This is a genomic window from Pseudoalteromonas sp. T1lg22, from assembly GCF_002964645.1.
In the GTDB taxonomy this organism is placed as follows: Bacteria; Pseudomonadota; Gammaproteobacteria; order Enterobacterales; family Alteromonadaceae; genus Pseudoalteromonas.
Genome location: NZ_PQBY01000002.1, coordinates 202,869 through 224,768, shown reverse-complemented (window position 1 = coordinate 224,768; position 21,900 = coordinate 202,869). Strand labels below are relative to the sequence as shown.

The 21,900-nt window shown below is 47.9% G+C and carries 21 protein-coding genes; 18 read left to right on the top strand and 3 right to left on the bottom strand.

The window, feature by feature from the left end; genetic code table 11:
• From C2M24_RS01010 to C2M24_RS00965, 10 genes are all read left to right on the top strand, one after another.
• On the top strand, nt 1-537 hold the full coding sequence (locus tag C2M24_RS01010) for a Na+/H+ antiporter subunit E (protein ID WP_105201069.1): 537 nt from the start codon (nt 1-3) through the stop codon (nt 535-537).
• On the top strand, nt 531-800 hold the full coding sequence (locus C2M24_RS01005) for a K+/H+ antiporter subunit F (RefSeq protein WP_105201070.1): 270 nt from the start codon (nt 531-533) through the stop codon (nt 798-800). Before C2M24_RS01010 ends, C2M24_RS01005 begins: the two co-directional genes overlap by 7 nt.
• 8 nt (nt 801-808) lie before the next feature.
• Nucleotides 809-1,138: a Na+/H+ antiporter subunit G gene (locus C2M24_RS01000; RefSeq protein ID WP_105213005.1), complete on the top strand. Its 330-nt coding sequence runs from the start codon at nt 809-811 to the stop codon at nt 1,136-1,138.
• Between the two features lie 441 nt (nt 1,139-1,579).
• Complete coding sequence (locus C2M24_RS00995) at nt 1,580-2,839, top strand: efflux RND transporter periplasmic adaptor subunit (protein WP_105213004.1); 1,260 nt, start codon at nt 1,580-1,582, stop codon at nt 2,837-2,839.
• A 29-nt stretch (nt 2,840-2,868) separates the two neighbouring features.
• Nucleotides 2,869-3,615: an ABC transporter ATP-binding protein gene (locus C2M24_RS00990; protein ID WP_105201073.1), complete on the top strand. Its 747-nt coding sequence runs from the start codon at nt 2,869-2,871 to the stop codon at nt 3,613-3,615.
• A 1-nt stretch (nt 3,616) separates the two neighbouring features.
• Nucleotides 3,617-4,930, top strand: a complete 1,314-nt coding sequence (locus C2M24_RS00985) for an ABC transporter permease (protein WP_105213003.1) — start codon at nt 3,617-3,619, stop codon at nt 4,928-4,930.
• 9 nt (nt 4,931-4,939) lie between these two features.
• Entirely contained in the window at nt 4,940-6,145 is a 1,206-nt protein-coding gene (locus C2M24_RS00980; RefSeq protein WP_105213002.1) for an ABC transporter permease, read from the top strand.
• A gap of 44 nt (nt 6,146-6,189) precedes the next feature.
• Nucleotides 6,190-7,515: a sigma-54-dependent transcriptional regulator gene (locus C2M24_RS00975; protein WP_105213141.1), complete on the top strand. Its 1,326-nt coding sequence runs from the start codon at nt 6,190-6,192 to the stop codon at nt 7,513-7,515.
• A complete protein-coding gene (locus tag C2M24_RS00970; RefSeq protein ID WP_233999472.1) occupies nt 7,515-8,831 on the top strand; it encodes a sensor histidine kinase in 1,317 nt (438 codons plus the stop codon). The genes C2M24_RS00975 and C2M24_RS00970 overlap by 1 nt, the downstream gene beginning before the upstream one ends.
• 103 nt (nt 8,832-8,934) lie before the next feature.
• Nucleotides 8,935-9,657 (top strand): SIR2 family NAD-dependent protein deacylase, encoded by a 723-nt coding sequence (locus C2M24_RS00965; RefSeq protein ID WP_105213001.1) that lies wholly within the window; start codon nt 8,935-8,937, stop codon nt 9,655-9,657.
• Between the two features lie 76 nt (nt 9,658-9,733).
• Here the strand turns inward: C2M24_RS00965 and C2M24_RS00960 are convergent, their stop codons facing one another.
• On the bottom strand, nt 9,734-10,159 hold the full coding sequence (locus C2M24_RS00960; RefSeq protein ID WP_105213000.1) for a hypothetical protein: 426 nt from the start codon (nt 10,157-10,159) through the stop codon (nt 9,734-9,736).
• A 249-nt stretch (nt 10,160-10,408) separates the two neighbouring features.
• Here C2M24_RS00960 and C2M24_RS00955 point away from each other — a divergent pair, with 249 nt between their 5' ends.
• A complete protein-coding gene (locus tag C2M24_RS00955; RefSeq protein WP_442792492.1) occupies nt 10,409-11,344 on the top strand; it encodes a general glycosylation pathway protein in 936 nt (311 codons plus the stop codon).
• A gap of 106 nt (nt 11,345-11,450) precedes the next feature.
• On the opposite strand, the gene rnk is transcribed toward C2M24_RS00955, so the two are convergent.
• Entirely contained in the window at nt 11,451-11,864 is a 414-nt protein-coding gene (gene rnk, locus C2M24_RS00950) for a nucleoside diphosphate kinase regulator (RefSeq protein ID WP_105212998.1), read from the bottom strand.
• Nucleotides 11,865-12,291: 427 nt separating this feature from the next.
• Between rnk and C2M24_RS00945 the strand changes: the two genes are divergently transcribed.
• From C2M24_RS00945 to C2M24_RS00925, 5 genes are all read left to right on the top strand, one after another.
• Complete coding sequence (locus C2M24_RS00945; RefSeq protein WP_105201081.1) at nt 12,292-13,101, top strand: ion transporter; 810 nt, start codon at nt 12,292-12,294, stop codon at nt 13,099-13,101.
• Nucleotides 13,102-13,522: 421 nt separating this feature from the next.
• Nucleotides 13,523-17,080 carry a hybrid sensor histidine kinase/response regulator gene (locus C2M24_RS00940; protein WP_105212997.1) on the top strand — a complete coding sequence of 1,186 codons (3,558 nt, stop codon included), beginning with the start codon at nt 13,523-13,525 and terminating at the stop codon, nt 17,078-17,080.
• A complete protein-coding gene (locus C2M24_RS00935) occupies nt 17,077-17,697 on the top strand; it encodes a response regulator transcription factor (RefSeq protein ID WP_105212996.1) in 621 nt (206 codons plus the stop codon). The genes C2M24_RS00940 and C2M24_RS00935 overlap by 4 nt, the downstream gene beginning before the upstream one ends.
• A gap of 366 nt (nt 17,698-18,063) precedes the next feature.
• The gene (locus C2M24_RS00930; RefSeq protein WP_105212995.1) at nt 18,064-18,621 is read left to right on the top strand and encodes a hypothetical protein; all 558 of its coding nucleotides are present in this window, start codon (nt 18,064-18,066) and stop codon (nt 18,619-18,621) included.
• 12 nt (nt 18,622-18,633) lie between these two features.
• Nucleotides 18,634-19,833, top strand: coding sequence for a S8 family peptidase (locus tag C2M24_RS00925; protein ID WP_105212994.1), 1,200 nt, complete (start codon nt 18,634-18,636; stop codon nt 19,831-19,833).
• A 504-nt stretch (nt 19,834-20,337) separates the two neighbouring features.
• Here the strand turns inward: C2M24_RS00925 and C2M24_RS16320 are convergent.
• On the bottom strand, nt 20,338-20,535 hold the full coding sequence (locus C2M24_RS16320; RefSeq protein ID WP_442792496.1) for a helix-turn-helix domain-containing protein: 198 nt from the start codon (nt 20,533-20,535) through the stop codon (nt 20,338-20,340).
• A gap of 132 nt (nt 20,536-20,667) precedes the next feature.
• On the opposite strand from C2M24_RS16320, the gene C2M24_RS00915 reads away from it, so the two are divergent.
• Together C2M24_RS00915 and C2M24_RS00910 are read left to right on the top strand one after the other, a co-directional pair.
• Nucleotides 20,668-21,402 carry a hypothetical protein gene (locus tag C2M24_RS00915; protein WP_105212992.1) on the top strand — a complete coding sequence of 245 codons (735 nt, stop codon included), beginning with the start codon at nt 20,668-20,670 and terminating at the stop codon, nt 21,400-21,402.
• Nucleotides 21,403-21,641: 239 nt separating this feature from the next.
• The gene (locus C2M24_RS00910) at nt 21,642-21,881 is read left to right on the top strand and encodes a M48 family metallopeptidase (RefSeq protein WP_267894370.1); all 240 of its coding nucleotides are present in this window, start codon (nt 21,642-21,644) and stop codon (nt 21,879-21,881) included.
• Nucleotides 21,882-21,900: the final 19 nt, after the last annotated feature.

Here is a 21,900-nt window from a genome sequence, read left to right as displayed (position 1 = left end):
ATGCGCTTACATGCTCGTTATAAGTGGTTGCCAACGCCATTTCGCAGTGTTTTATTATTTATCGTGTGGTTGCTGTTAAACAACAGCGTTTCCGCCGGTCACCTGATCCTTGGCGCCGTACTGGCCATAGCCATTCCCTTGGTGATAGCGCCGTTTCGCACCGCTCAGCCGCTGATTTTACGTCCGGGTTTGGCAACCAAGCAGGTGTTTATCGTACTTTGGGACATCATTACCGCTAATGTCGAAGTGGCCTTTAAGATCTTGGCTCCGACCAAGCGTTTGCGCCCGGGGTTTATCAAGGTGCCCCTGGACTTACAGCATGAGTTGCCCATTACCATCTTGGCCAGCACAGTGTCGCTTACGCCGGGTACCGTTAGTGCCGAGGTGTATCCCATTCCTGAGTCCTTACCCAAGGGCGAGGTGCCGACGCAGCGCTTTTTACTTATTCATGTGCTGGATCTGGATGATGAGCAGGCCCTGATAGATACCATTAAGCGTCGCTACGAAGCGCCTCTTAAGGAGATTTTCCAATGCTAGAAAATGTATTACTGATGGTCTTTGCCATGATCGGCATCTCTTTGATGCTTAATCTTTGGCGCTTGATAGTCGGCCCTTCGGTGCCCGACAGAATTTTGGCCTTGGATACCATGTATATCAACACCATAGCCCTTATCATTCTCTATGGTATCGGCATGCAAACGCAGATTTATTTTGAGGCGGCGTTGCTTATTGCCATGTTGGGTTTTGTCAGCACGGTGGCGGTCTGTAAGTACCTGCTGCGCGGCGATATTATTGAATAGGAGCGGCTATGACTGAATGGCTAATTTCGGCATTATTAATAGCCGGCGGACTTTTTATCTTAATCGGCTCCATTGGTTTGGTGAAAATGCCGGACTTTTTTATGCGCCTGCATGGGCCGACTAAGGCCACCACCTTAGGTATGGCCTTGCTGCTAATAGCCGCCAACGTGTTCTTCAGCGTAGAAAATGGGGTGATTAATATCAAAGAAATTCTGATCTCCATCTTCTTATTGATCACCGCGCCTATCACCGGCTATATGCTGATCAAATCCGCTATCCATCATGAACTCAAGGCGAAGGATGGCACCAAGGGCATGGATAATATCGAGGACGATTAAACCTTGTAGGTCGGGATTTTAGGCCGACAATTAGCAATGCAGGAGCACATTGCCTTGTAGGTCGGGATTTTATCCCGACAAAATTCTCAATTAATATCACCCTGTCGGCGCACAGCACCGACCTACAAACTACACAGCATCGACCTGCAGGTCGGCACATACCTTCACTAAAAAAGTGTCCGCTGCGGACACTTTTAATGTCCGCGGACAAACGCCAAACTCCATCAGTTAAAATTAAAATTCAATAAAAACAAGTAGATAAGTTTTTTATCATATTGGCATGCTTTTCGTAACTAATAAACCAATTAGAAAACATACGGATAGCAGCATGTTGATCTCTACCTTAGTCTTTTTTACCTCGCCACTGTTGATGCTAGTGGCGGCATTTATTATCGGTTTAGTAAAAACGTCATACCTCACTAACCAAGGTGAGGCGTTACTATGATCCGCGATACTCAGGGACAAGATATTCAACTAGCGGCCACAAAAAGTTACCGCAAATATTGGCTTGGAGCGGCGAGTGTCGCCTTGGTTGCGGCCTTGGCCGCTTACAGCTTGAGCGCCAGCAATGGCGGCACCGAGCTATCACTGAATCGAGACGCGGTGAAAACTGCAGCCGTGGTCCGTGGCGACCTGGTTCGCGATATCGCCACCACAGGGTTTATTGTGGCCGCCAATGCGCCGCAAATCTACAGCCCGTCCAAGGGTTATGTGCAGCTACTGGTCAACCCAGGCGATGAAGTGGCAAAGAACCAAACCATAGCTAAGGTGCACAGCCCGGAACTGACTAACGAACTTAAACAACAAGAATCAGAGCTGCAGCGCCTGAGCGATGAGCTGTCACGCAAGGAATTGCAGATCCGTCGCGACAAGTTGGCGCTGGCTCAAACCTTAGACATGGCCACGGTCACCCTGAATGCCGCGGAGCGTGAGCACCGTCGGGCGCTGTTATCTATTAAGGATAATCTTATCAGCCAAATCGACATGGAGCAGGCTCAGGACGACCTGGCGCGTGCTAAGTTGGCCTACAAACACGCTCAACAAGAAGTCGAAATCGGTAAAGACACCCTGGCATTCGAGCTTAAATCGGCGCAGGGGGATGTGACGCGCCAACAACTGGTGGTGGATGAACTAAACCGCCGTGTTAACGAGTTGCAGATAGTTGCCCCCGTTGCCGGGGTGGTAGGTAACTGGCTGGTCCAACAGCAGGCAGCGGTGTCGCCAAGTGAGGCACTGATGACACTCGTTGACCTGAGCGCTTTCGAAGCCGAGCTGCAGGTGCCGGAAAGCTATGCCAATGAACTGGGGCTGGGCCTGGAGGTTGAGCTTAAAATTGCCGACAACCGTGTGGTCGGCATCTTGTCGTCCATCTCGCCGGAAGTGAAAGAACGCCAAGTCAGTGCCCGGGTGCGCTTCGATCAATCGCAATTTGACAAAATTCGTCAGAATCAGCGCTTATCGGCACGCATCCTATTAGAAAACAGAGAAAACGTATTGATGGTGCGCCGCGGGGCCTTTATGAACGAGGGCGGCTTGATAGCTTATCGCGTCAATGGCGATGTTGCCGAGCGCATTCAAATTCAAACCGGAGCGACCAGCGTAGCCAATGTGGAGCTCACCGCCGGCGTCGCCGAAGGCGATACCCTGGTGGTATCAAACTATGACTCATTTAAGCAGGCCGAGCGCGTTTTACTGCGCTAACTCCAGCTCAACATCAGAGGAAGAATACAATGATTAAAATGAATAACATCAACAAGGTATACCAAACGGAAATGGTGCAGACCCATGCGCTACGCGACTTTAATCTCGAGGTGGAGCAGGGCGAGTTTATCGCCGTCACCGGCCCAAGCGGCAGCGGTAAAACCACCTTTTTAAACATTGCCGGCATGCTGGAGCCCTTCTCAAGCGGCACTTATGAGCTCGATGGCATCGATGTTGGCAAGCTCAACGACAATCAGCGTGCCGATCTGCGTAACCAAAAAATCGGCTTTATCTTTCAGGGCTTTAACCTTATTCCCGACTTGAATCTGTATGAGAACGTGGAAGTGCCGTTGCGCTATCGTGGCATTAAATCGGCGGAGCGTAGGAAGCGTATTGAACGATGCCTGGAGCTGGTAGGCCTGGGCGCCCGTGCCAAACACCTGCCGCAGCAGCTTTCCGGCGGTCAGCAGCAGCGGGTGGCCATCGCCCGGGCCCTGGCGGGTGAGCCGCGCTTTTTACTTGCCGACGAGCCCACCGGTAACCTGGACAGCTTAATGGCCCGCCAAGTGATGGAAATCCTAGAAGAAATTAACCGCGAAGGCGCTACCATAGTCATGGTGACTCACGATCCTGAGCTTGCTCGTCGCGCACCGCGCAATATTCAGGTGGTTGACGGTCAACTGGCCGACTTCAGTTTGTATCAGGGTGCGCCCAATAAACAACAGACGGCGGGTGACATCGCCGCACGCGCAGCCGCACGCGCAGCGGAGGCCTAATATGCTTTGGTACTACGTAGATTTAAGCTGGCGTTCGTTTAAACGCACGCCCCTGGTCAGCATCTTAATGGTGATAGCCATTGCCATAGGTATCGGCATCACCATGACCACCTTGTCGGTGTATCACATGATGAGCGCCGACCCCATCCCAAGCAAAAGCGAGCAGCTATTTGCGCTGCAACTGCAAACCATGGACGAAGGCGAGGGTTGGTTTACCAAGGATGATATTCCTTACCAGTTGACCTTTAAAGATGCGCAAAGGCTGATGACGGACGCCAAAGGTGATGCCCAGGCAGCCATGGTGCGCACCGGCTTTGCCGTGCACCTGGGTGACGAGAGCAATGCGCCTAAATTGATGGACGCCAGGGCTACGGGGCGGGACTTCTTTTCCATGTTCAACGCCCAATTTATCCATGGCGGCCCGTGGAGCCAAAGTGATGAGGACAATGCCGTTAACAAGGTGGTGTTAGAGCGTAGCCTCAGCGAAGAGCTTTTTGGTGAGACTAACCCAGTGGGTAAGACGGTGTTTCTCGACAAGTTCTTGTTTGAAGTGGTCGGCGTGATTGAGCCGGTAACCGAGCACACCAAATACTACGATTTGAATAACGGTTCTTTTAGACGTGCCGAGCGGGTGTTTTACCCATTCTCACTGGTTAAAGAACTGGAAATAGGCACCTGGGGTAACAGCAATGGCTGGAAACGCGAAATGGTGACCACCTTTAAGCAAAGGCTCGATTCTGAAGTCGTCTGGATCCAGTACTGGGTGCAGCTCGATAGCCCAGAAGCGAAAGCCAATTATGAGCAGTATTTAAAAGGCTATATTCAGGAGCAACAGAAGATAGGTCGCTTTGCCCGCAAAGAGCCTAAATACAGCCTGCGTGATGTAAATCAATGGATGGAATACAACGAGGTGGTCAGCGAAGATAATAAAATTTTAGTGTTGTTAAGCTTTATGTTCCTGGCCGTGTGCTTGGCTAATATTCTTGGCCTGCTGTTAGCTAAGTTTATGCGCCGTGCACCCGAGGTGGGCGTGCGTCGCGCCTTGGGGGCAAGTAAAACCCAGGTATTTTTTCAGCACCTTGTTGAGGTGGGGCTATTGGGGCTCTTCGGTGGCCTGCTGGGCATTTTACTGGCGCAGCTATGTTTATGGGGTGTCAGAGAAAGCTACAGCTATTATTCGGCCCTGGCGAAGATGGACTTTTTGATGCTGGCCAGCGCACCCATCATTGCCATTGTCGCCTGCATCTTGGCGGGCTTGCTGCCGGCCTGGCAGGTGTGCCGTACCAACCCCGCTTATTACCTGAAAACGCAGTAGGAGAGACCCATGTTAGAATTAAAACCCATGATCAACGCACTGCTGCGCTCAAAAATAGGGGCGGTGCTCTTGCTGATACAAGTGGCAATCACCCTGGCTATCGTCAGCAATGCCGCCTTTATGATCAGCGATCGCCTGACCTATCTAAACCAGGAAACCGGCTATGACGAAGAAGCAATTTTCAGCCTGAGTGTCAGCACCTTCGACCCAAGTATTAACCTGGTACAGCAATATGCACAGGATGAGCGTGACCTGCGCGCCATTGACGGTGTTATCGATGCAGCCATGACCAACTGGATGCCGTTGTCGGGCAGTGGCTCCTCAAGTAGCATGCATTTGGTGCCCAATCCCGAAATTGGCACCGGGGTACGGGCGGCATACTTTACCACCAATGAGCATATGCTCAATACCTTGGGCGCCAAACTGATCGAAGGACGTAATTTTTACCCGGAAGAAGTAGTGCATGCGGATAACTACGGCAAGTTGCCCAATACCACGATAGTTACCAAGGATTTTGCCGATGAGTTGTACCCCGATGGTTCGGCCCTTGGCAAGGTACTGTATCAGGGCGAAGATGCGGTAGAAATTATCGGTATTATCGACACCATAAAAGGCCCTTGGCTCAATGACAGTCGTCCGGCTAACGTGGTGATCTTCCCGTTCAACCTGTCGCAGCCGCGCACCGGGTTTCTAGTACGTACCGAGCCGGGCAAGCGTGCACAAGTGATGGCAAAAGTGGAAGAGCTCTTATTAAAAAGCGAATCGCGCCGTGTTTTTTACGGCATCGAAGGTTTGGATGAAAGTAAGGCATCTTATCTGGCCCGCGATACCCTGGTGATGCGCATGCTGGTGGTCCTGATAGTGGTATTGGTGCTGGTGACTGCTCTGGGTATTTTCGGTCTTACCTTATTCAATATCAGTAAACGCACCAAGCAAATTGGTACGCGCCGCGCGCTCGGGGCTCGGAAGTCGGCCATTGTTCGTTACTTCCTCATTGAGAACTTTTTGGTTGCCGGTTTAGGCCTGGTGATTGGCGCTGCCTTGGCGGTCTTATTAGGCCAGCAACTGATGAAAGTCTTCTCTTTACCCAGCTTATCCTTTACTTTCGTATTGGCGAGTGCGGTATTTATGCTCATAATGAGCCTAGTGGCAGCATGGGGACCCGCACTGCGCGCTGCCAAAGTGGCACCAAGTATTGCCACGCGCTCAATATAATAACAACAATACAGCGCGCCCTTGGGCGCGCTCTTATGGATAATATGAAAAAAATACTGATAGTTGACGATAACCCGGCGGTGTTAGACGCCTTGTCGCTGCTCCTAGAGCTGCATGACTACCATGCCGTGACCTGTGAAACGCCCGCCGAGGCGTTACATATTGTGCGCTATCAGCGTATCGCGCTGGTGCTTCAGGATATGAATTTCAGCGCCGATACCACCTCGGGTGAGGAAGGCAAAAAATTATTTTACGACTTGCGCGACATTAACCCGCATTTGCCCATTGTCCTTATCACCGCCTGGACCGAGCTCAGCACCGCGGTGGAGCTGGTTAAGGCCGGAGCTGCGGATTACCTGAGCAAGCCCTGGGATGACCAAAAGCTGCTCACCACCATAGATAACCTGGTGGCCCTGGGCGAGGCGGCCAGTGAAAATGCCACCTTTAAACGCCAGGCACAAGAGCGCAGCCGAGCCCAGGAAGGTGCCGATTTGGCCGGTCAGGTTTTTGCCAGTGCCGCCATGCATAGAGTGGTGGACATGGCCTTGCAGGTGGCGCGCTCGGATGTGCCCGTGCTTATCACAGGTGCCAATGGCAGTGGTAAAGAGGGCATCGCCGAGATTGTTCACCGTAATTCCCCCCTTAAAGCCAAGCCCTTTATCAAGGTTAATGCCGGAGCCTTGCCCGCGGATTTGATTGAGGCCGAGCTCTTTGGAGCCGAAGCGGGGGCCTTCACCGGTGCCAAGCAAACCCGCATCGGTCGTTTCGAAGCCGCCGATGGTGGCACCTTGTTTTTGGATGAAATTGGCAACCTGCCGCTCGATGGTCAGGTGAAGCTGTTGCGGGTGCTGCAAACCGGCGAATTTGAACGTGTGGGCTCAACCCAAACCCGCAAGGTGAATGTGCGGGTGATCTCCGCCACTAACGCCGATTTGCTTGGTGATATCCAGCAGGGGCGCTTTCGCGAGGACCTGTATTATCGTCTTAATGTTATCGAACTCAGCATCCCTCCTTTGGCGCAGCGCAAGGACGATATTGCCGCCCTCATTGGGCATTTTTTACCGGGACGGGAATTAAGCCCCCACGCCGAAGCCATGTTGCGCCAGCACTGCTGGCCCGGCAACGTGCGCGAGTTGGAAAATGCCTGTAAGCGCATTGGTGTGCTCAAACCCGAAGGCGAGTTGCAGGTAGAAGACTTTGCCCTGCATCATGTCAGCGATAATCACCAGGTTAAGCATGAGCCGGAAAAGCACGAAATTGAAGCGGCCATGCGCGCTCACCAGGGGGTCGTCGCTAAGGTCGCTCGGGAGTTTGGTTTATCGCGTCAGGCCTTGTATCGACGCATGCAAAAGTTTGGTATCGATTACTGATGATTATATTTCCCAAAGGGGCGGGTCGACTTATCTGGCAGCTCAGTCTGTGGATGAGCCTGTTTATCTGCCTGCTTGTCACCATCGGCGTCTTATTTGACGTATTTAACCTTATGCAGGGGCTGGTTCTGGCCCTGGCTTTGGGTGTAGTTCAGGCGCTCTTTGTAACCCTGGTGGTATCGCCCGTTGCCAAAGGCTTGCAGGCGGTTGAGTCGGGGCTGTTAAATTTTAAAGACGGGGATTTCTCCACCACCTTGGCCTATCAGGGCAATAATGAGCTGGGGGATTTATGCGCCCTGTACAATGAAACCGCCAACAAGCTGCATCAGGAGCGCCAGTGGATCTATCAACGAGAGCTGATGCTCGACAAGGTCTTGCATAACTCGCCGCAGGCTTTGCTGTTGGTGAATTCGAAAGGGCAAATTGTGTATACCAATCACAGTGCCCGCGGCTTGCTGTTTGCCGGCACTAAGGTGGAAGGGGAAACGCTCTCGAATCTTTTTAGTGGCATGCCCGAGGCCATTGCCGAGGCTCTGCAACGCGGCGGAGAGGGACTGTTTAGCGTAGAGCAGGAGCAGCAACAAAGGCAAACCTGGCATCTGGCCACCGGTGAATTTTTATTAAATAACCAGCCCCATAATCTCTTTATTCTTAAACCCATGACTCGGGAAATATCCCGTCAGGAGGTGCAGGTATGGAAGAAGGTGATACGTATTATCAGCCATGAGCTGAATAACTCCTTAGCGCCAATTTCCTCCATGTTGCACTCCGGGCGTTTAATCGCCCAGCGCAGTGATGATGAGCGTCTTGAGCGGGTGTTTAACACCATAGATGAGCGCATCGCCCGTCTGAGCGAGTTTGTGCAAGGCTATGGCAAGTTTGCGAAATTGCCGCAGCCACAATTGAGTAAGTTTAGCTGGGCCGAGTTAATTCAAGGATTATCACAGCAATGGCAGTTTAAGGTGAAGGGAGAATTGGCAGAGTTCGGTTATGGCGACGAGACACAAATTCAGCAGTTACTGATCAACCTGTTAAAAAATGCCCATGAAGCCGGTGGTGCCGCCGAGGATGTGTGGCTGAGTGTGGAAAGCCATGGACAGCAGTTAATTTGTGTCGGCGATAAGGGCAAGGGCATGACCGAGACAGTGATGGCCAGCGCCCTGGTGCCATTTTATTCCACCAAAAGCAGCGGCAGTGGTCTAGGTCTGGCCTTGTGCCGTGAAATTTGTGAAGCCCATCATGGCGATATCAGTTTGCATAATCAACCCCAAGGCGGGCTGGTGGTGCGGGTAAATCTGCCCATGGTAAAGGTGTAGGCTTTGCCATGGCCTGGGCCAAATCAGCGTGGCGGGTAATTAAACTTGCTCGCCCACGGCGCTTGGGGCAAGCTAATGGCATGACTCCCTATTGTCCACAGCTATGAGCAACACACTTTATATCACCGGGGCCGGCGTCAGTGCCGCCAGCGGTATTCCCACCTTTCGCGGTGAAGACGGTTACTGGCGCATCGGCAGTAAGAACTATACGCCCATGGAAATGGCGACGCGGCACATGTATCAAACGCGCCCGGATGAATTCCTCGCCTGGTATTACCACAGATTTGCCAGTTATCGTGATCATGGTCCGAACGAGGTGCACCACTGGTTGGCGGATAAGAATCTAATCACCCAAAATATCGATGGCCTCGATGGCAAGGCCGGCAACCAGGACTACATCGCCATTCATGGTCGCCTGGATTTAATGACCGAATTTCATGAACAGGGTGAGCCAGTCGAAAAGCATATCGCCCCTTGGGAGCAGGTGGATGAGTCGCGCCTTAGCCAGTCGTTGTTAGAGATATTTGCCATTCCCGAGCAAGGGCCCATGCTTTATCGCTCATTTAAGCCCTTTGTGTTGCTGTTTGATGAGTTTTATACCGACCTGTATGGCATAGATGAGGCGCAGCGGCGCATGCTGGCGGCGGATCGCATGGTGTTTATGGGCACCTCTTTTAGTGTCAATATTACCCAGATGGCACTGGAGGTGGCGCGCAGTTTAGCCATTCCCATTGAGGTAGTTGACCCAGAACCCACGCATATTCTCCATCCTAACGTCACTTATCATAAAATGACGGCGCTGGAATATATTCAAAAGCTGGGCTAGGGCGAGCCCAAGTTTTGGGCAAATAAAAACCCGACTTTCGTCGGGTTTGGTAACATCACAATTGAGTCGTTAACGCTTATTGATTCGCTTCAAGCTCTTCACGTGTTTCGCGGATTTTCTCAATCAGCGCATCAATCTGGTTTTTGGTTTCATCCGATAGCTCGCCGGCACCTTCTTTTGACTCATCCCAGGCTTTTTGTGCTAACTCTTTTGAGTCGGCCATTAGCTGGCTGAACTGAGTTTTGCCTTCATCGCTGGCCGCTGAGGCAAGGGCCTTGGTTTCAGCCATCAATTCATCAACTTTTTCAGAGAAGGACTCTTCTTGCAAGTTGTTGGCGGCTTCTTTTACTTCATCAACGGCGCTGTCCCAGGCGGCTACCACTTCCTCTTTGGCCTCTGTGGCACTTTCTTTGGCTTTTTCGCTGCTGGTTTTAGCATCTTCACAGGCACTCAGTACTAAGGCGCTGGCGATTAAGGTGATTACGGCAACTAGCTGTTTCATTTACATTTCCCTTTATGTTTAAGTAATGGGTTCATTATAGAACAAGAACTTAAATAGAGAATGAATGTTTTTTACAGCTCGCACCGAAGCAGGGCACGGACTTAGTGATTTCGCCCCGTTTTAGTACATCCAGAGTCCAAATAAACAGGGTTTTAATACGTAATTATATGATATGCCGGCTTAATTTAATGTGGCATCAAACCTGCGTGCAGAAATTGTAAGCAATTGCAGCGAGGATTGAGTATGGCGATGAGTTACTTAAGCGCGATCGAGCGATATCGAGAACATTACGTCGATCTGGTGCCCTTATTGGAATCACTAATACATTCGCTGGTTGCCCAGAGCGATTGGCCGGGTAATGTGAATAAAGCGGTGGCACAGGTATGCCGGTGTTATGGTTTTGCCGAGCTGGTGTATGTGCTAAATGCCCAAGGCATGCAGCTCAGTGCTAATATTCAAGCCGATGGCCATATTGCCCCGGGCAGGGGCGTCAATCGTGCCAGCAGGCCTTATTTTATTGCCATTGCGGACAATCAATCCGCCGTAGTGATGACCGAGCCCTATATCTCTTTGGCATCGGGTAATTTGTGTGTCTCTGTATTAACAAGTTGCACCCTGGCAGAGCATAAGCAAGGTTACGCAGTTGTCGATGTTAACCTGGTTAAGCTTATTGAATATATCATGGGGGATCGCTCCCGTGGCCGCTTCAGTGGCGCATTTAAAGTCGGATACAGTGTGATTGTGGTGAGCCTATTTACCCTGGTTTTAGTCTTGGTTTATAACGTTGGCCTAGACATAGTAGATTTACTGGCCAACCTTAATAATGTGAGCGATCCGCTAAGGCCGTTCGGAATTATTATTTTTATCACCTTAGCCCTGTCGATATTTGACCTTGGCAAAACCATTTTAGAAGAAGAAATCTTAATGCATAAGGATATCTTCCGACATAGTTCAACCCGACGCACCATTACCCGGTTTATCTCGACGATATTGATAGCCGTGTCCATCGAGGCATTGCTCACCATGTTTAAAGCCTCGTTAGGGAAAGGCGAATTTACCATTCCCGCGTTATTGATGATGCTCAGTGTTATCGGCTTATTAATCGGCTTGGGGATTTATGTTTACCTCGGTGCCAAGGCCGAATTAATGCTGGTGGAGGCGCAGCAGCGGCGCACAAAAGTGTAGATTGCGCAACCAAAGGCAAGTGGGCAATGCCCTAGTTAGGGTCCAAATAATTATGGGGGAAATAGCCAAGCCCGGTATTTCCCCTTTAAGCCAAATTTGGTTTACTTTATGAAACGAAGTCGCCAGCGCGCTCGGGCTGATACAGCACCTCGGTAATTTTCACTTTAAGGGTGCCGCCACTGGGCTTAGGCCACTCAATTTCATCGCCCACGGCCAAACCAATTAAGGCACTGCCTGCCGGCGCAAGAATAGATATTTTTTTACCGCTGGTGTCCATATCTTTTGGATACACTAAGGTCAGTTCGAGTTCTTTATCCGTCGACGCCACGTAAAATTTAACCGTTGAATTCATGGTAACCACATTGGGTGGCATCTGCTCAGGCGGCAGCGCATTGGCTCGATTTAATTCTTCCTCCAACAACTCAAGGCCAGAGGCGCTGTTGTGAGGCAAAGACTCAATCAAGTCATAAAGGCGATCTAAATCCAAGGTAGAAATAGTAATGTCAGGTTTCTTGTTCATTTTTCTCAGCTAGCAAATAAATGCCCATAGGCATACAGGGTATTTAGCCGAGTATATCTACAAAATAAATAAAGCCAATGGTTATTTTTTCTGTTTTATTTAAGGGGGTTTATTGGCTTTTTTGCAATATAAATATTGATTCCAAGGTGGGGAAATAAAATTGATATCGCTCCCTTTTCATGGAAACCAGTCAAGAACGTAAGGCGGCAATGGAGAACGTCATATAGATGCCTTTGGCACTCATGGCCGGGGCAATTCGCGCTCCCTGCAAGGGATTCGGCTACTTGACCGAATGTCCTTAAGGCCCCTCATGTACACCTAGTGTAATCATCTGCTCCAACTACAAATTTAACGATACGCTTTTTGTTTTCCAATGATAGAATCGCGCTCACTGCGTCTATTTTTGGTTTATTAAATTTAGCTAATCATGTACGAAAACATAAGATACTCGTTAAACAACCTGAAGAACAACAAGCTGTTCGAGCTGGCCGTGGTGTCGGTGATCATTATTTCCGCCTTAGAGATAGGAGCAAAAACCTTTTCTTTGCCGGATGGAGCCATGTCCTTCACCAACATACTGGACGTGTTTATCACCGTCTTCTTTTTGTTCGAAATATCGATCCGTTTTATCACAGATGAAGACAAGAAGAACTTCTTTAAAAAAGGCTGGAATATATTCGATACCCTGGTTGTCGCCGTCAGCCTGATCCCCATCAATGACAGTGAAATGGCCCTGTTGGCGCGCCTGGTCAGGGTGTTCCGAGTACTGCGTATGGTCTCTGTGGTGCCGGAGCTTCGCGTGTTGATCAACTCCCTGATCAAGGCTCTGCCGCAGTTGGGCTATGTGATCCTGTTGATGTTTATCATCTTCTATATCTACGCCGCATTCGGCAGTTTTATCTTTAAAGACATTAACCCGGATTTATGGGGCGACATTGCCATTTCCATGCTTACCCTATTTAGGATCATGACCTTCGAAGACTGGACGGATATTCAATACGAAACCATGGAAGTCTACCCCATGTCGTGGATTTTCTACCTGACGTTTATCTTCTTCACCGCGTTTGCGTTTTTGAACATGGTGATCGGCATAGTGGTCAACGTGATGGAAGACGAACACGCCAAGGTGCGCCAGGAAAAGGAAGCGGCGGACAATACCCCAACCATAGAAGACTTGCACAAGGAAATACAAGAGCTGAAACAGCTAATTAAAGAGCAGGGCAAGGGGCAAGGGTAAACGCCTTTATCTCGGTGGGTATGTCATATCCACCAATTTAAGTTACCACTGAGCCATCGGGTTTAAATCTCATCAATAGTTTGACCCGAAGGCTGATTTTTAGCTTTCCCTTAACAGTGGAACCGCACGCAACTTCATTCATGTAGGTGTCTGAGCACCCTAATATGAGTTCAAATTTGGTCTAGTAAAACTCCTCTCCAGCTGGTTTTCACCCAATAAAAAACTGAGCTTGTTGGCACAGTGTTTATTTATTTTTGAGCCGGGAATTCGTAAAGCTAAGCACTGAGTCCCTTTTTCTCATTACTTGGCTCTTGCTAGGTTTTGTGTTGTTATTCTTATTAATCCCTGTCGCTATTATCTTGTATGTTTAGTGGTGGCAGTGGATCCGTTGCTCTTAATTATTATTTACTAAGCTAGTTCTATGATGAAAGCTATCGAGCATTACCTGGTGCTGGTGTTTGGGAGAGTTCCCCTCATGATTTTGAGGCCAAATATATTACTGGTTGTTGTCGTGCTCGGTTATTGCCTGGGGTTTGCCTCTAGTGCCAGCGCAGCCTTAACTTTAAAAGCCGAGCGCCAACACCATGTCAATGCAAGCACCTTCAATGTGGCAGATGGTCTATCCGCCAACTCGCTACAAGATATGGAGTTTGATCAGTTCTCCAGGTTGTGGATAGCAACGCAAGACGGCTTAAATATGCTTGATGCCAATCAAGTTATCGCCTTTGGTCCCACGCATATGGAGAGAGGGCTAAAGGGCAGTTACATTCATGAGCTCTTATTCGATAACAAGAGAGGTTTGTGGGTGTTGTCAAACCATGGGATCGAACGTTTGGATACGGTGGATTTTTCAGTCGTTGATGTCAGCCCAGAACTTCCGCAGGCTCAAGATTTTAAAAGTTTAATTCAGTGGGATAACCAGCACATAGCTGTGCTTGCGGATAATCAACTGGTTTTGATAGATACAAAAAACTTTAGTGTTGTTAAGGCTCCCGATTCACTAGGCCCGGTGAATAACCAAATAGAAATTAATGGCCGGGTGTTACTACAAAAAGAGAATGGGTTTAGCTGGGTTGAGCCTAAAACCTTTGCATTAACACCCGCCTATCCAGCCCCGGATAAGCGCAGGGTGATTAGTTATAGAGTCGATAGTAATCATTTTCTCTGGGTTGTTTCCTTGGGAGGAAATATACACAGATGTGACGAACATCAATGTGAGTCGGTGAATTTGGTCACCAAGGATGGGCAAGTCGCCTCCGCAGGTCGGATGGTCGCACATAAGGATCAACTCTTCATAGTAAGTAGCGAGGGCTTATTTGTTGTTAGCGCAGATCTGAACGATGTGCGGGTCTTAACCACAGATAATAAGAAAAACCTTTTCACCAAGCGCCTTCGTTTTCTTCGCCTGTTTCTCAGTGATAATGGCGATATACTGATAGGCGCAATGGACGGGCTCTACCACTTTCCTTCGAGCTATGACGCAATTTCAAGCTACTCTAATTTTGACAGTATGTTCGGTGAAGAGCCGTTGTCGGTGGCTGTTCTTCAAGCTGATCCGGAGCCTCGCCTTGTGGTGGCAGGGTCTGCCAATTTACTTTATTTTCATGAGGATCAGGGGGAACTTAGGTTACTTGAGCGCAGAAGTTATCCAGAGAGCTTTGAGCCCGTACATTTTATCGATAATTCCTCGCATTTGTTTTTAAACTCTTATCACTCAGGAACCTTATACCATGCGAACGGGCAATGGCTTGGCTTAGGGTCGCTGATGCCCGAATTGGCAGAAGAAAAAACTCCTTTATCGGATATATACGAACTCACCTCGGGCGACCTCTTGCTTCTCTATCTCGATGAATTGATTCTTATGAAAAAGAGGGGCGCTCAGTATTTCATTCAATGGCGCACCTCACTTTCAGTAGAGGTTGCCTACAATGTAACCGTGATGGCAAACACCATTTTTGTTGCAGCTTTCAACAATGGTTTGCTGGCAGCCAATTGGCACGATGAGCAAGCGCCAGAAAGTTGGCAAACCTTAGTCAGTGGAAAAATTTTAGCGGGCATGCAACAGATTGATAATAGCCTGGTGATGCTGACAGGTCAGGGTTTGTTTCGGATAAATGCAACCGAACAGGGGTTTGAAGAAGCGGAAATTGAAGACAATCATTTGCTGATCAATAAAGTGACACTGTGTATGGCGCCTTATATGCAAGAAGACTGGATAGTATCAACCAATAATGGCGTGGCGATATTTGATAGCAAGCTTTCTCTACAAGACTATTTAATCATGGATGACGGCCTAAGCCATCGTGAAAGCTTTCAATTTGGTTGTACAAGGATAAATAACAGCACTGTGAACGTTGGCTTCAATGGGGTGACGGTATTTCATGATAAGTTGCTAAGCAAGCCACGGCCGCACTTGAGTTTGGTGAGTTCAAAGGTTGATGGCTCGCCCTTCACTATGAATGGCGAACAGCAGCAATTTACCGCGCCCGATATATTGGCATTTAAAACAGCGCTGAGTTTTACGTCTCTCAACGACAATACCGTTATCGAGTATTCGTTAAACACCCAAGAGGGTGAGTGGACCAGGCAAGAGGAAACCTTGGTGACTTTGCCCTCCTTATCATCTGGTACATACCAACTCTTTGTTCGAGCTCGTTTAGATAACGGTGTACTCAGTGATACGCTTAAATTTCAGTTTAAAGTTAAACCGCCAGTGTGGCTGCAACCGCCAGCGATAATACTCTATACATTTATTTTTACGGCATTTGTTATTTGGGTGTATAGCCTGGTCATGCGCAGTAAATTGGAGCGACTCAAGTACCTGGAAAAGCAAAAAACCTTACAAGACGCTTACACCAAAGAGCTGCAATATCAAATTAAGCAAACGACCGAAGAATTAGAGCAAAAGCAGCGGCTGCGAATAAAGGAACAGCAGGATAAGGCAAGGTTTATTACAGGAGCCAGCCATGATATTAGAAACTTGGTGAGTTTATTGAAACTTGATGTTTTCAGGGGCTCATCGAAGGGAGAGAGTGCGACGCCCAGTAGTGCCCATATGGGGAGTGTCGTAGAGAGCTTGGATCAGCTTACGGGAAATATTGTGCAACTATCAAAGCTTGATGCAGGGAGCATCGAACCCGTTGAAGAACAGGTTGCCTTGGGCAGTATCTTGAAATCCGTCGAGAATATGTTTTCACCTTTGTGTAAATCCAAAAACCTGGTATTAAAAGTGAGCGTACCCCCCGATAAGCTCGTGCAAACGGACTCACATCTGCTGCTCAGACTTATAAATAACCTGGTGGATAATGCCATTAAAAACACCCCAGAAAATGGAGAGGTATGTGTCAGCGCTACATGTTTGGGCGATGTGTGTCATATCCTCGTTAAAGACAATGGCCCCGGCTTACCCGAAGGGATCTGCCTCGATAACATAGTGCCATTTTCCAGGGGAACTCATTCCTACACGGGCAGTGGGTTAGGGCTCTCAGTGGTCAGTAAGATTGCCGAACTGCTGGACATTCCCTTGCACTATCGCAGCGCTAAGCCCCATGGCGCCATTTTTGAATTGGCGCTTAAAACAGTCAAGCCAAAAGATATCTTTGAACATACGCAGCAATCGCCATCGATAAAGCTGGCACTCGTTGAAGATGACCCGCAACAATTAAACTGGCTTGCAAACACCTTAAGAGCAATGAATTATGAGGTTCATTGTTTTACAGGTGCTGACGAGTTACTCGCCACGGCTGGGGCGCAGTTTTGGGCAATCATCTCAGATGTTGATTTAGCACAGGCAAAAGATGGTATAGACCATCTCGAAGAATATCAGCAAAAGCTGACAGAGCAGGGTATTGTTGTGTATGTTTCTGGTAACGCCAACGCTAAGTCACGTTTGGGTAAAGAAACAGGTGTCTACTTTATGAAAAAACCCATAAAGTGTAAAAAGCTAGAACAACTTTTGATCAGAGGTTTAAAGCAATGAGTCGTTTTCAGGTTGTAATTGCAGATGACCACCCCCTTTTTATTTTTGCGCTAGAGCAGAAAATAAAAGCGATATGGCCTGATGTTGTTATCCACAGCGCTAATAGCTACCAGCAATTATTTCGTATTTTAAGTGAAAAAGAAGAAGACCTGGATTTAACAATTGTTGATTTATCAATGCCCGGGTGCGTTGATGTAGAGGGAGCCAAGTATATTGCGGATAACTATCCCGCATTACCTCTTATTATTATCAGTGCCCAAGATGATTTTCAAAGCATGAATGAGTGCCTAAAAGCAGGTGCTTCTGAGTTTGTATCAAAAACAGAAATAGACGCAGATATAGTTAAACTTATTGCCAAGTATTTGGCGGATGATCAAGCTGATATAGCAAAAAAGCTAGAGTCGCCTTCTGGGTCTGAACAGCTCCCTATCTTTACTCGACAACAGCACAAAGTCATGGCTTTGATTGCTTCTGGCCTGAGTAACAAAGCGATCGCCAATCAGCTCAACATTTCCGAAAAAACAGTGCGTTCCCACGCTTATACGATATTTAAGCTACTGGAGGTTGAGAACCGCACTCAAGCTACAGTTAAGTACCAACAGCTCCTTAATCAATAATCTCGTCTCAGTTACCTACCTAGGGCCGCCTTCATTTTAAGTGCGGCTTCGACGCTCTATGTTCATCTTTTAATTTACAACTAATTCATAAAATTCAGATAACTAAGCTCCTTATCGGTCTTATTTTGAGACAAATGACTTAAGTCCAGAGACTCAGAAAATTGGGTTATCTGTTCAATATTTTAATTTTTTGTAAACCCGTACACTGAGTCCATAGCAGTAAGGGTTTGGAGTGCTACCTATATGATTAAGCTCCTTATTCTTCCTGAGGTCGTATAGGCTTTATTCTCAAACAATAAGCAAATGTTGAGATTATAAAGCTCATGCGTAGTGACTCATAAAATAAAGTTCAAATAGGGGGACTCAATGGTCCAAAAAAATCTAAAAGTAATCACAATGGCGCTGTTGGCCGGTATGTTGTCAACGGGTTGTACTTTGGTCGGTGAACATAAGATGACAGGTGGCGGCACCATGGCCTCGGCTGGTGGCGACAAAAAAGCAACCTTCACTTTTAACGTCGAACGTTGTGATGGTGAAAATGCTAAGGGTCAGGTGAATTTTGTTGACCAAACTGCAATTGATTTTGAAAGTGTGGGCGGTGTAAACCTGCGTGCAAAAATAGATGACTTTGGTTTTTGCCAATTAACAGATGATCTCGAAGTGGGTGAGGAAGTGTATTTGTGTAACTGTGGGGATCAATTCGAAGCGTCATTTAGTTATGAGTCTAAAAATCCGCAAGCGCCAGGTGAAGGTACAGGTTTTGCGTGCTTTTTAGATACCGGTGAAGGTAAAGGTAACTTCCACGGTATGGTAACGGCGATGAACTTGGTAGATGGACCTTATGACGGTTATACAAACCTAGGCACGATGAATGGCAACATTCAGTCACACAGCTGTCCTGATAAAAACAAAGACGAAGAATAAGGAGTTCCCCAGATGCAAAATAAAAGTTTAATCGCTCTATTGGTAGCAACCGCTTTTTCGGCAAATGCTGAGCTTATTGATAATCCAGGCGCAACCGCAGACCGCGATGTACGCGTAGTGTTCGAATACCACCAGGGCAATAAAGCTAAGCTGGTATCGGCAATCGAGGATGCTGGTGGCCTGGTTATTCGTGAGTTGGACAGCGACAATTCGTTTGCGGCTACCATCAACGCTGATGTGTTCGCACAAATTAAAGATAATAAGGCCATTAAGTCTGCAGAGTTTGATGCAAAACGTTACGCGATACCGCAAATGGAAGATGCCAGCGCCAACTTCGAAGACTACACACCATATGGCCTGGCCATGGTACAGGCTGACCAGTTAAAATATTTAGGCGGTATAAAGGTGTGTGTGGTCGACACGGGTTATGACTTAGGCCACGGTGACCTGCCTTCATCAACGGTAGATGGTGACAGCGAAGGAGCTGGTCCTTGGTATCAAGATGGTCACGGTCACGGTACTCACGTAGCTGGCACTATTGCGGGTGTAGATGGCAATGGCGGCTTGACTGGCGTGATAGGTTCAGGTGCCCCTGAGTTACACATTGTTCGTGTATTTGACGACTTTGGTGGTTATGTTTATGCCTCTGATCTTGCCGGTGCGGTTAACGACTGTGCTGATGCCGGCGCAAAGGTAATCAACATGAGTCTCGGTGGTGCCTTCGCAACAAAAGTAGAAGAGAGAGCTTTCGCCCGTATCGAGCGCTCTGGCGTGCTAGCCATCGCCGCCGCCGGTAATGACAGAAATGCAACCCATAATTATCCGGCATCTTATGATAGCGTAGTGTCAGTGGCCGCCATCGATAAGAATATGGAATGGGCGTTCTTCTCGCAAAGAACGGCAAAAATTGAAGTAGCGGCGCCGGGTGTCGGGGTTGTTTCTACCGTCCCAAGAGATGCAGAAGGCCAAGATTTATATGCGAGTTATTCTGGCACCTCGATGGCCAGTCCACACGTAGCGGGTGTAGCCGCACTTGTATGGAGTCATTTCCCGCACTGTAACAACTATGAAATTCGTAATGCCTTATCTGCCTCGGCTAAAGACTTAGGTGAGCAAGGGCGTGATTACAAATTTGGTTATGGTCTGGTGCAAGCAAAAGCTGCTCACGATTATTTAACTGAAAATAGCTGTGATGGCCGCGGCGTGAAGTAAAAACTAGCCCTACACCTGCGCATTCTTGAAGGATAGTTATTCGACTGACGGGCAAATAAGTGGATGCGCAGCTTCTTACAGGGAAGTAGGATTTATCAGCTAGTTCAATTCTGGTTCCCAACCTCATTCAAGCTCCTTATTTAAGGAGCTTTTTTATTGCCTGAACTCCCGGAAAATTTGTCACCACCCAAATTCCGGGCAATAAAAAACCCCGTGCTTGTCAGCACAGGGTTTCTTTATTGGTGGAGCTGGGGGGATTTGAACCCCCGTGCAATGCACTAATTTACTGGGTTGAAGAATTGCTTGTGTAGTGGATGTGTAGTTAATGCTCGTGAAGACTCTAACTGGATTATTACTTTAAAAAGTATCTTACTTACCCATTTAAAATCAGATTTATTCGAGTAGAACTAACAAAGAGTGGTAAGGCACTTTTTAGGGCTAGCTGTTTAATGAGGTTGAAAACACCCTTCTGAAATTGCCTGTCCAAAAGGTGGGTTTTCTATATTACTTTGACTTCTTCATTAGTAGTTCGATGCCTTCCCTTGGATCAATTCCCAGGACTTCGCATATACGAACGTACTCCATTACATCAAGCTTACGCTCAAATGTTTCAATTTTACTGATATAGCTGTGTGAGGGCAGCGATAGCCTTTCCGCTAATTCGGGTTGTGATAGTCCCTTGAATTTACGCTCTGCGATCATCCAACCGATTAACTTTCTGTAATTAGGATCAAAAATTGTTTTCATAGTTGAAAACGATACGATCTTTATTAAAATGTCCGAGATTCGGACATATGTCCGAAATAATTAAAACTAAAAAAATTGAGGATATAAATGAAAACACAAGGACTAGCTACATTGGCAGTTGCAGTTGTCTCTACACTAGTGACAGGCTGCGCATCGGTTAATAATGCATCTACTGAAAAGCAGAAAAGTATTGAACTTTACCGCGTCTTTGATATTCAAACAGCGGGTGGTCGTGATGTGGTTGTAGAAGCTGCGAGTGACGGTCTTGGAGCAAACGTGCAATCTGCTAATGAATCCCGACCAATAGTCATGGGAGAAAAGCCTTCAAAACCTGGTCGTTTTAAGCCAATTGACGGTACTAAGGGGATGGGGCAAGCAAGTGGCATGATGGCGTTTGCGATGCAGATGAATGCGTCTTTAGGGAATATGCTCAAAACGGCTGAGTGTGACGGTGCAGTGTGGACAGCAACGGCACAAAAAAATGTATCAAATGCATTTGATATGTCATTTAACCTATGTCTGTGGGAATACCAGCAAGGGTATGCATTGGACGTCTATGCGAATTACACCAAGCAAGAAGGTGGTGGCTTCTTAGGTATGGACGGCCTAGCGCGCCAGGCGGCATATGCGATTTCCGGTTCGCCGGAAGAGTGGGCTGAAAAAACAGTTCTAGATGTTGTGCGTAAGATTAAAGAAGAAGCTGGCGGAAGTGTTAAATTTGTGGAAGGTTACCCTAAAATGAACTCCACCCCATGGCAGGATTCAGGTGAAGTATTCAACGCGCAAGGGTACCTTGCTCCTGCTCTCGTTACTGCGGACTAAGACATCATTACAATGATAAAAAGCTAGTGGTTTGAAAGAGGGTCAGTAAGCTGAGCTTTGCTCCTCATTCAGTCTAAAATCAGGCCATCCTATCGGGTGGCTTTTTTATGGCTAATTTTTGAGATATTCCAATATGCATCCTAGTACATGTTGCTTTTGAGCTTATAGATCAGCTTAGGTAAATAGCTTGGTAATCGTTTAACTGTAGTCAATGGGTAGACGGGCTACCTTCGTTTCGCATTATGGCGATGACTAAACAGTGGGGAAGCTGCTCCACTAAAGGCAACTTGATGCTGAACCCTCACCTTGTTAAAGCCCCAAAAGAATGCATTGATTACGTTATTCTCCACGAACTCTGTCACATCGCTGAGCACAACCACAGCGACAAGTTCTGGCGCCTGCTAACGCAAGTGATGCCAAATTGGAAAGAAGTTAAGGCTAAGTTGGATGACATGGCGGAGTTGTATTTGAATGGGTAGTATGCTCAGATAATGGTTT

Bases quoted from the DNA above. Each gene is read 5' to 3' on its own strand.
- C2M24_RS00985 (WP_105213003.1), top strand. From the start codon at position 3,617: ATGCTTTGGTACTACGTAGATTTAAGCTGGCGTTCGTTTAAACGCACG.
- C2M24_RS00955 (WP_442792492.1), top strand. From the start codon at position 10,409: ATGAGTTACTTAAGCGCGATCGAGCGATATCGAGAACATTACGTCGAT.
- C2M24_RS00915 (WP_105212992.1), top strand. From the start codon at position 20,668: ATGAAAACACAAGGACTAGCTACATTGGCAGTTGCAGTTGTCTCTACA.
- C2M24_RS00935 (WP_105212996.1), top strand. From the start codon at position 17,077: ATGAGTCGTTTTCAGGTTGTAATTGCAGATGACCACCCCCTTTTTATT.
- C2M24_RS00980 (WP_105213002.1), top strand. From the start codon at position 4,940: ATGTTAGAATTAAAACCCATGATCAACGCACTGCTGCGCTCAAAAATA.
- C2M24_RS00990 (WP_105201073.1), top strand. From the start codon at position 2,869: ATGATTAAAATGAATAACATCAACAAGGTATACCAAACGGAAATGGTG.
- C2M24_RS00970 (WP_233999472.1), top strand. From the start codon at position 7,515: ATGATTATATTTCCCAAAGGGGCGGGTCGACTTATCTGGCAGCTCAGT.
- rnk (WP_105212998.1), bottom strand. From the start codon at position 11,864: ATGAACAAGAAACCTGACATTACTATTTCTACCTTGGATTTAGATCGC.
- C2M24_RS00930 (WP_105212995.1), top strand. From the start codon at position 18,064: ATGGTCCAAAAAAATCTAAAAGTAATCACAATGGCGCTGTTGGCCGGT.
- C2M24_RS00995 (WP_105213004.1), top strand. From the start codon at position 1,580: ATGATCCGCGATACTCAGGGACAAGATATTCAACTAGCGGCCACAAAA.
- C2M24_RS00945 (WP_105201081.1), top strand. From the start codon at position 12,292: ATGTACGAAAACATAAGATACTCGTTAAACAACCTGAAGAACAACAAG.
- C2M24_RS00965 (WP_105213001.1), top strand. From the start codon at position 8,935: ATGAGCAACACACTTTATATCACCGGGGCCGGCGTCAGTGCCGCCAGC.
- C2M24_RS00975 (WP_105213141.1), top strand. From the start codon at position 6,190: ATGAAAAAAATACTGATAGTTGACGATAACCCGGCGGTGTTAGACGCC.
- C2M24_RS16320 (WP_442792496.1), bottom strand. From the start codon at position 20,535: ATGATCGCAGAGCGTAAATTCAAGGGACTATCACAACCCGAATTAGCG.
- C2M24_RS01000 (WP_105213005.1), top strand. From the start codon at position 809: ATGACTGAATGGCTAATTTCGGCATTATTAATAGCCGGCGGACTTTTT.
- C2M24_RS00925 (WP_105212994.1), top strand. From the start codon at position 18,634: ATGCAAAATAAAAGTTTAATCGCTCTATTGGTAGCAACCGCTTTTTCG.
- C2M24_RS00940 (WP_105212997.1), top strand. From the start codon at position 13,523: ATGATGAAAGCTATCGAGCATTACCTGGTGCTGGTGTTTGGGAGAGTT.
- C2M24_RS00960 (WP_105213000.1), bottom strand. From the start codon at position 10,159: ATGAAACAGCTAGTTGCCGTAATCACCTTAATCGCCAGCGCCTTAGTA.
- C2M24_RS01010 (WP_105201069.1), top strand. From the start codon at position 1: ATGCGCTTACATGCTCGTTATAAGTGGTTGCCAACGCCATTTCGCAGT.
- C2M24_RS01005 (WP_105201070.1), top strand. From the start codon at position 531: ATGCTAGAAAATGTATTACTGATGGTCTTTGCCATGATCGGCATCTCT.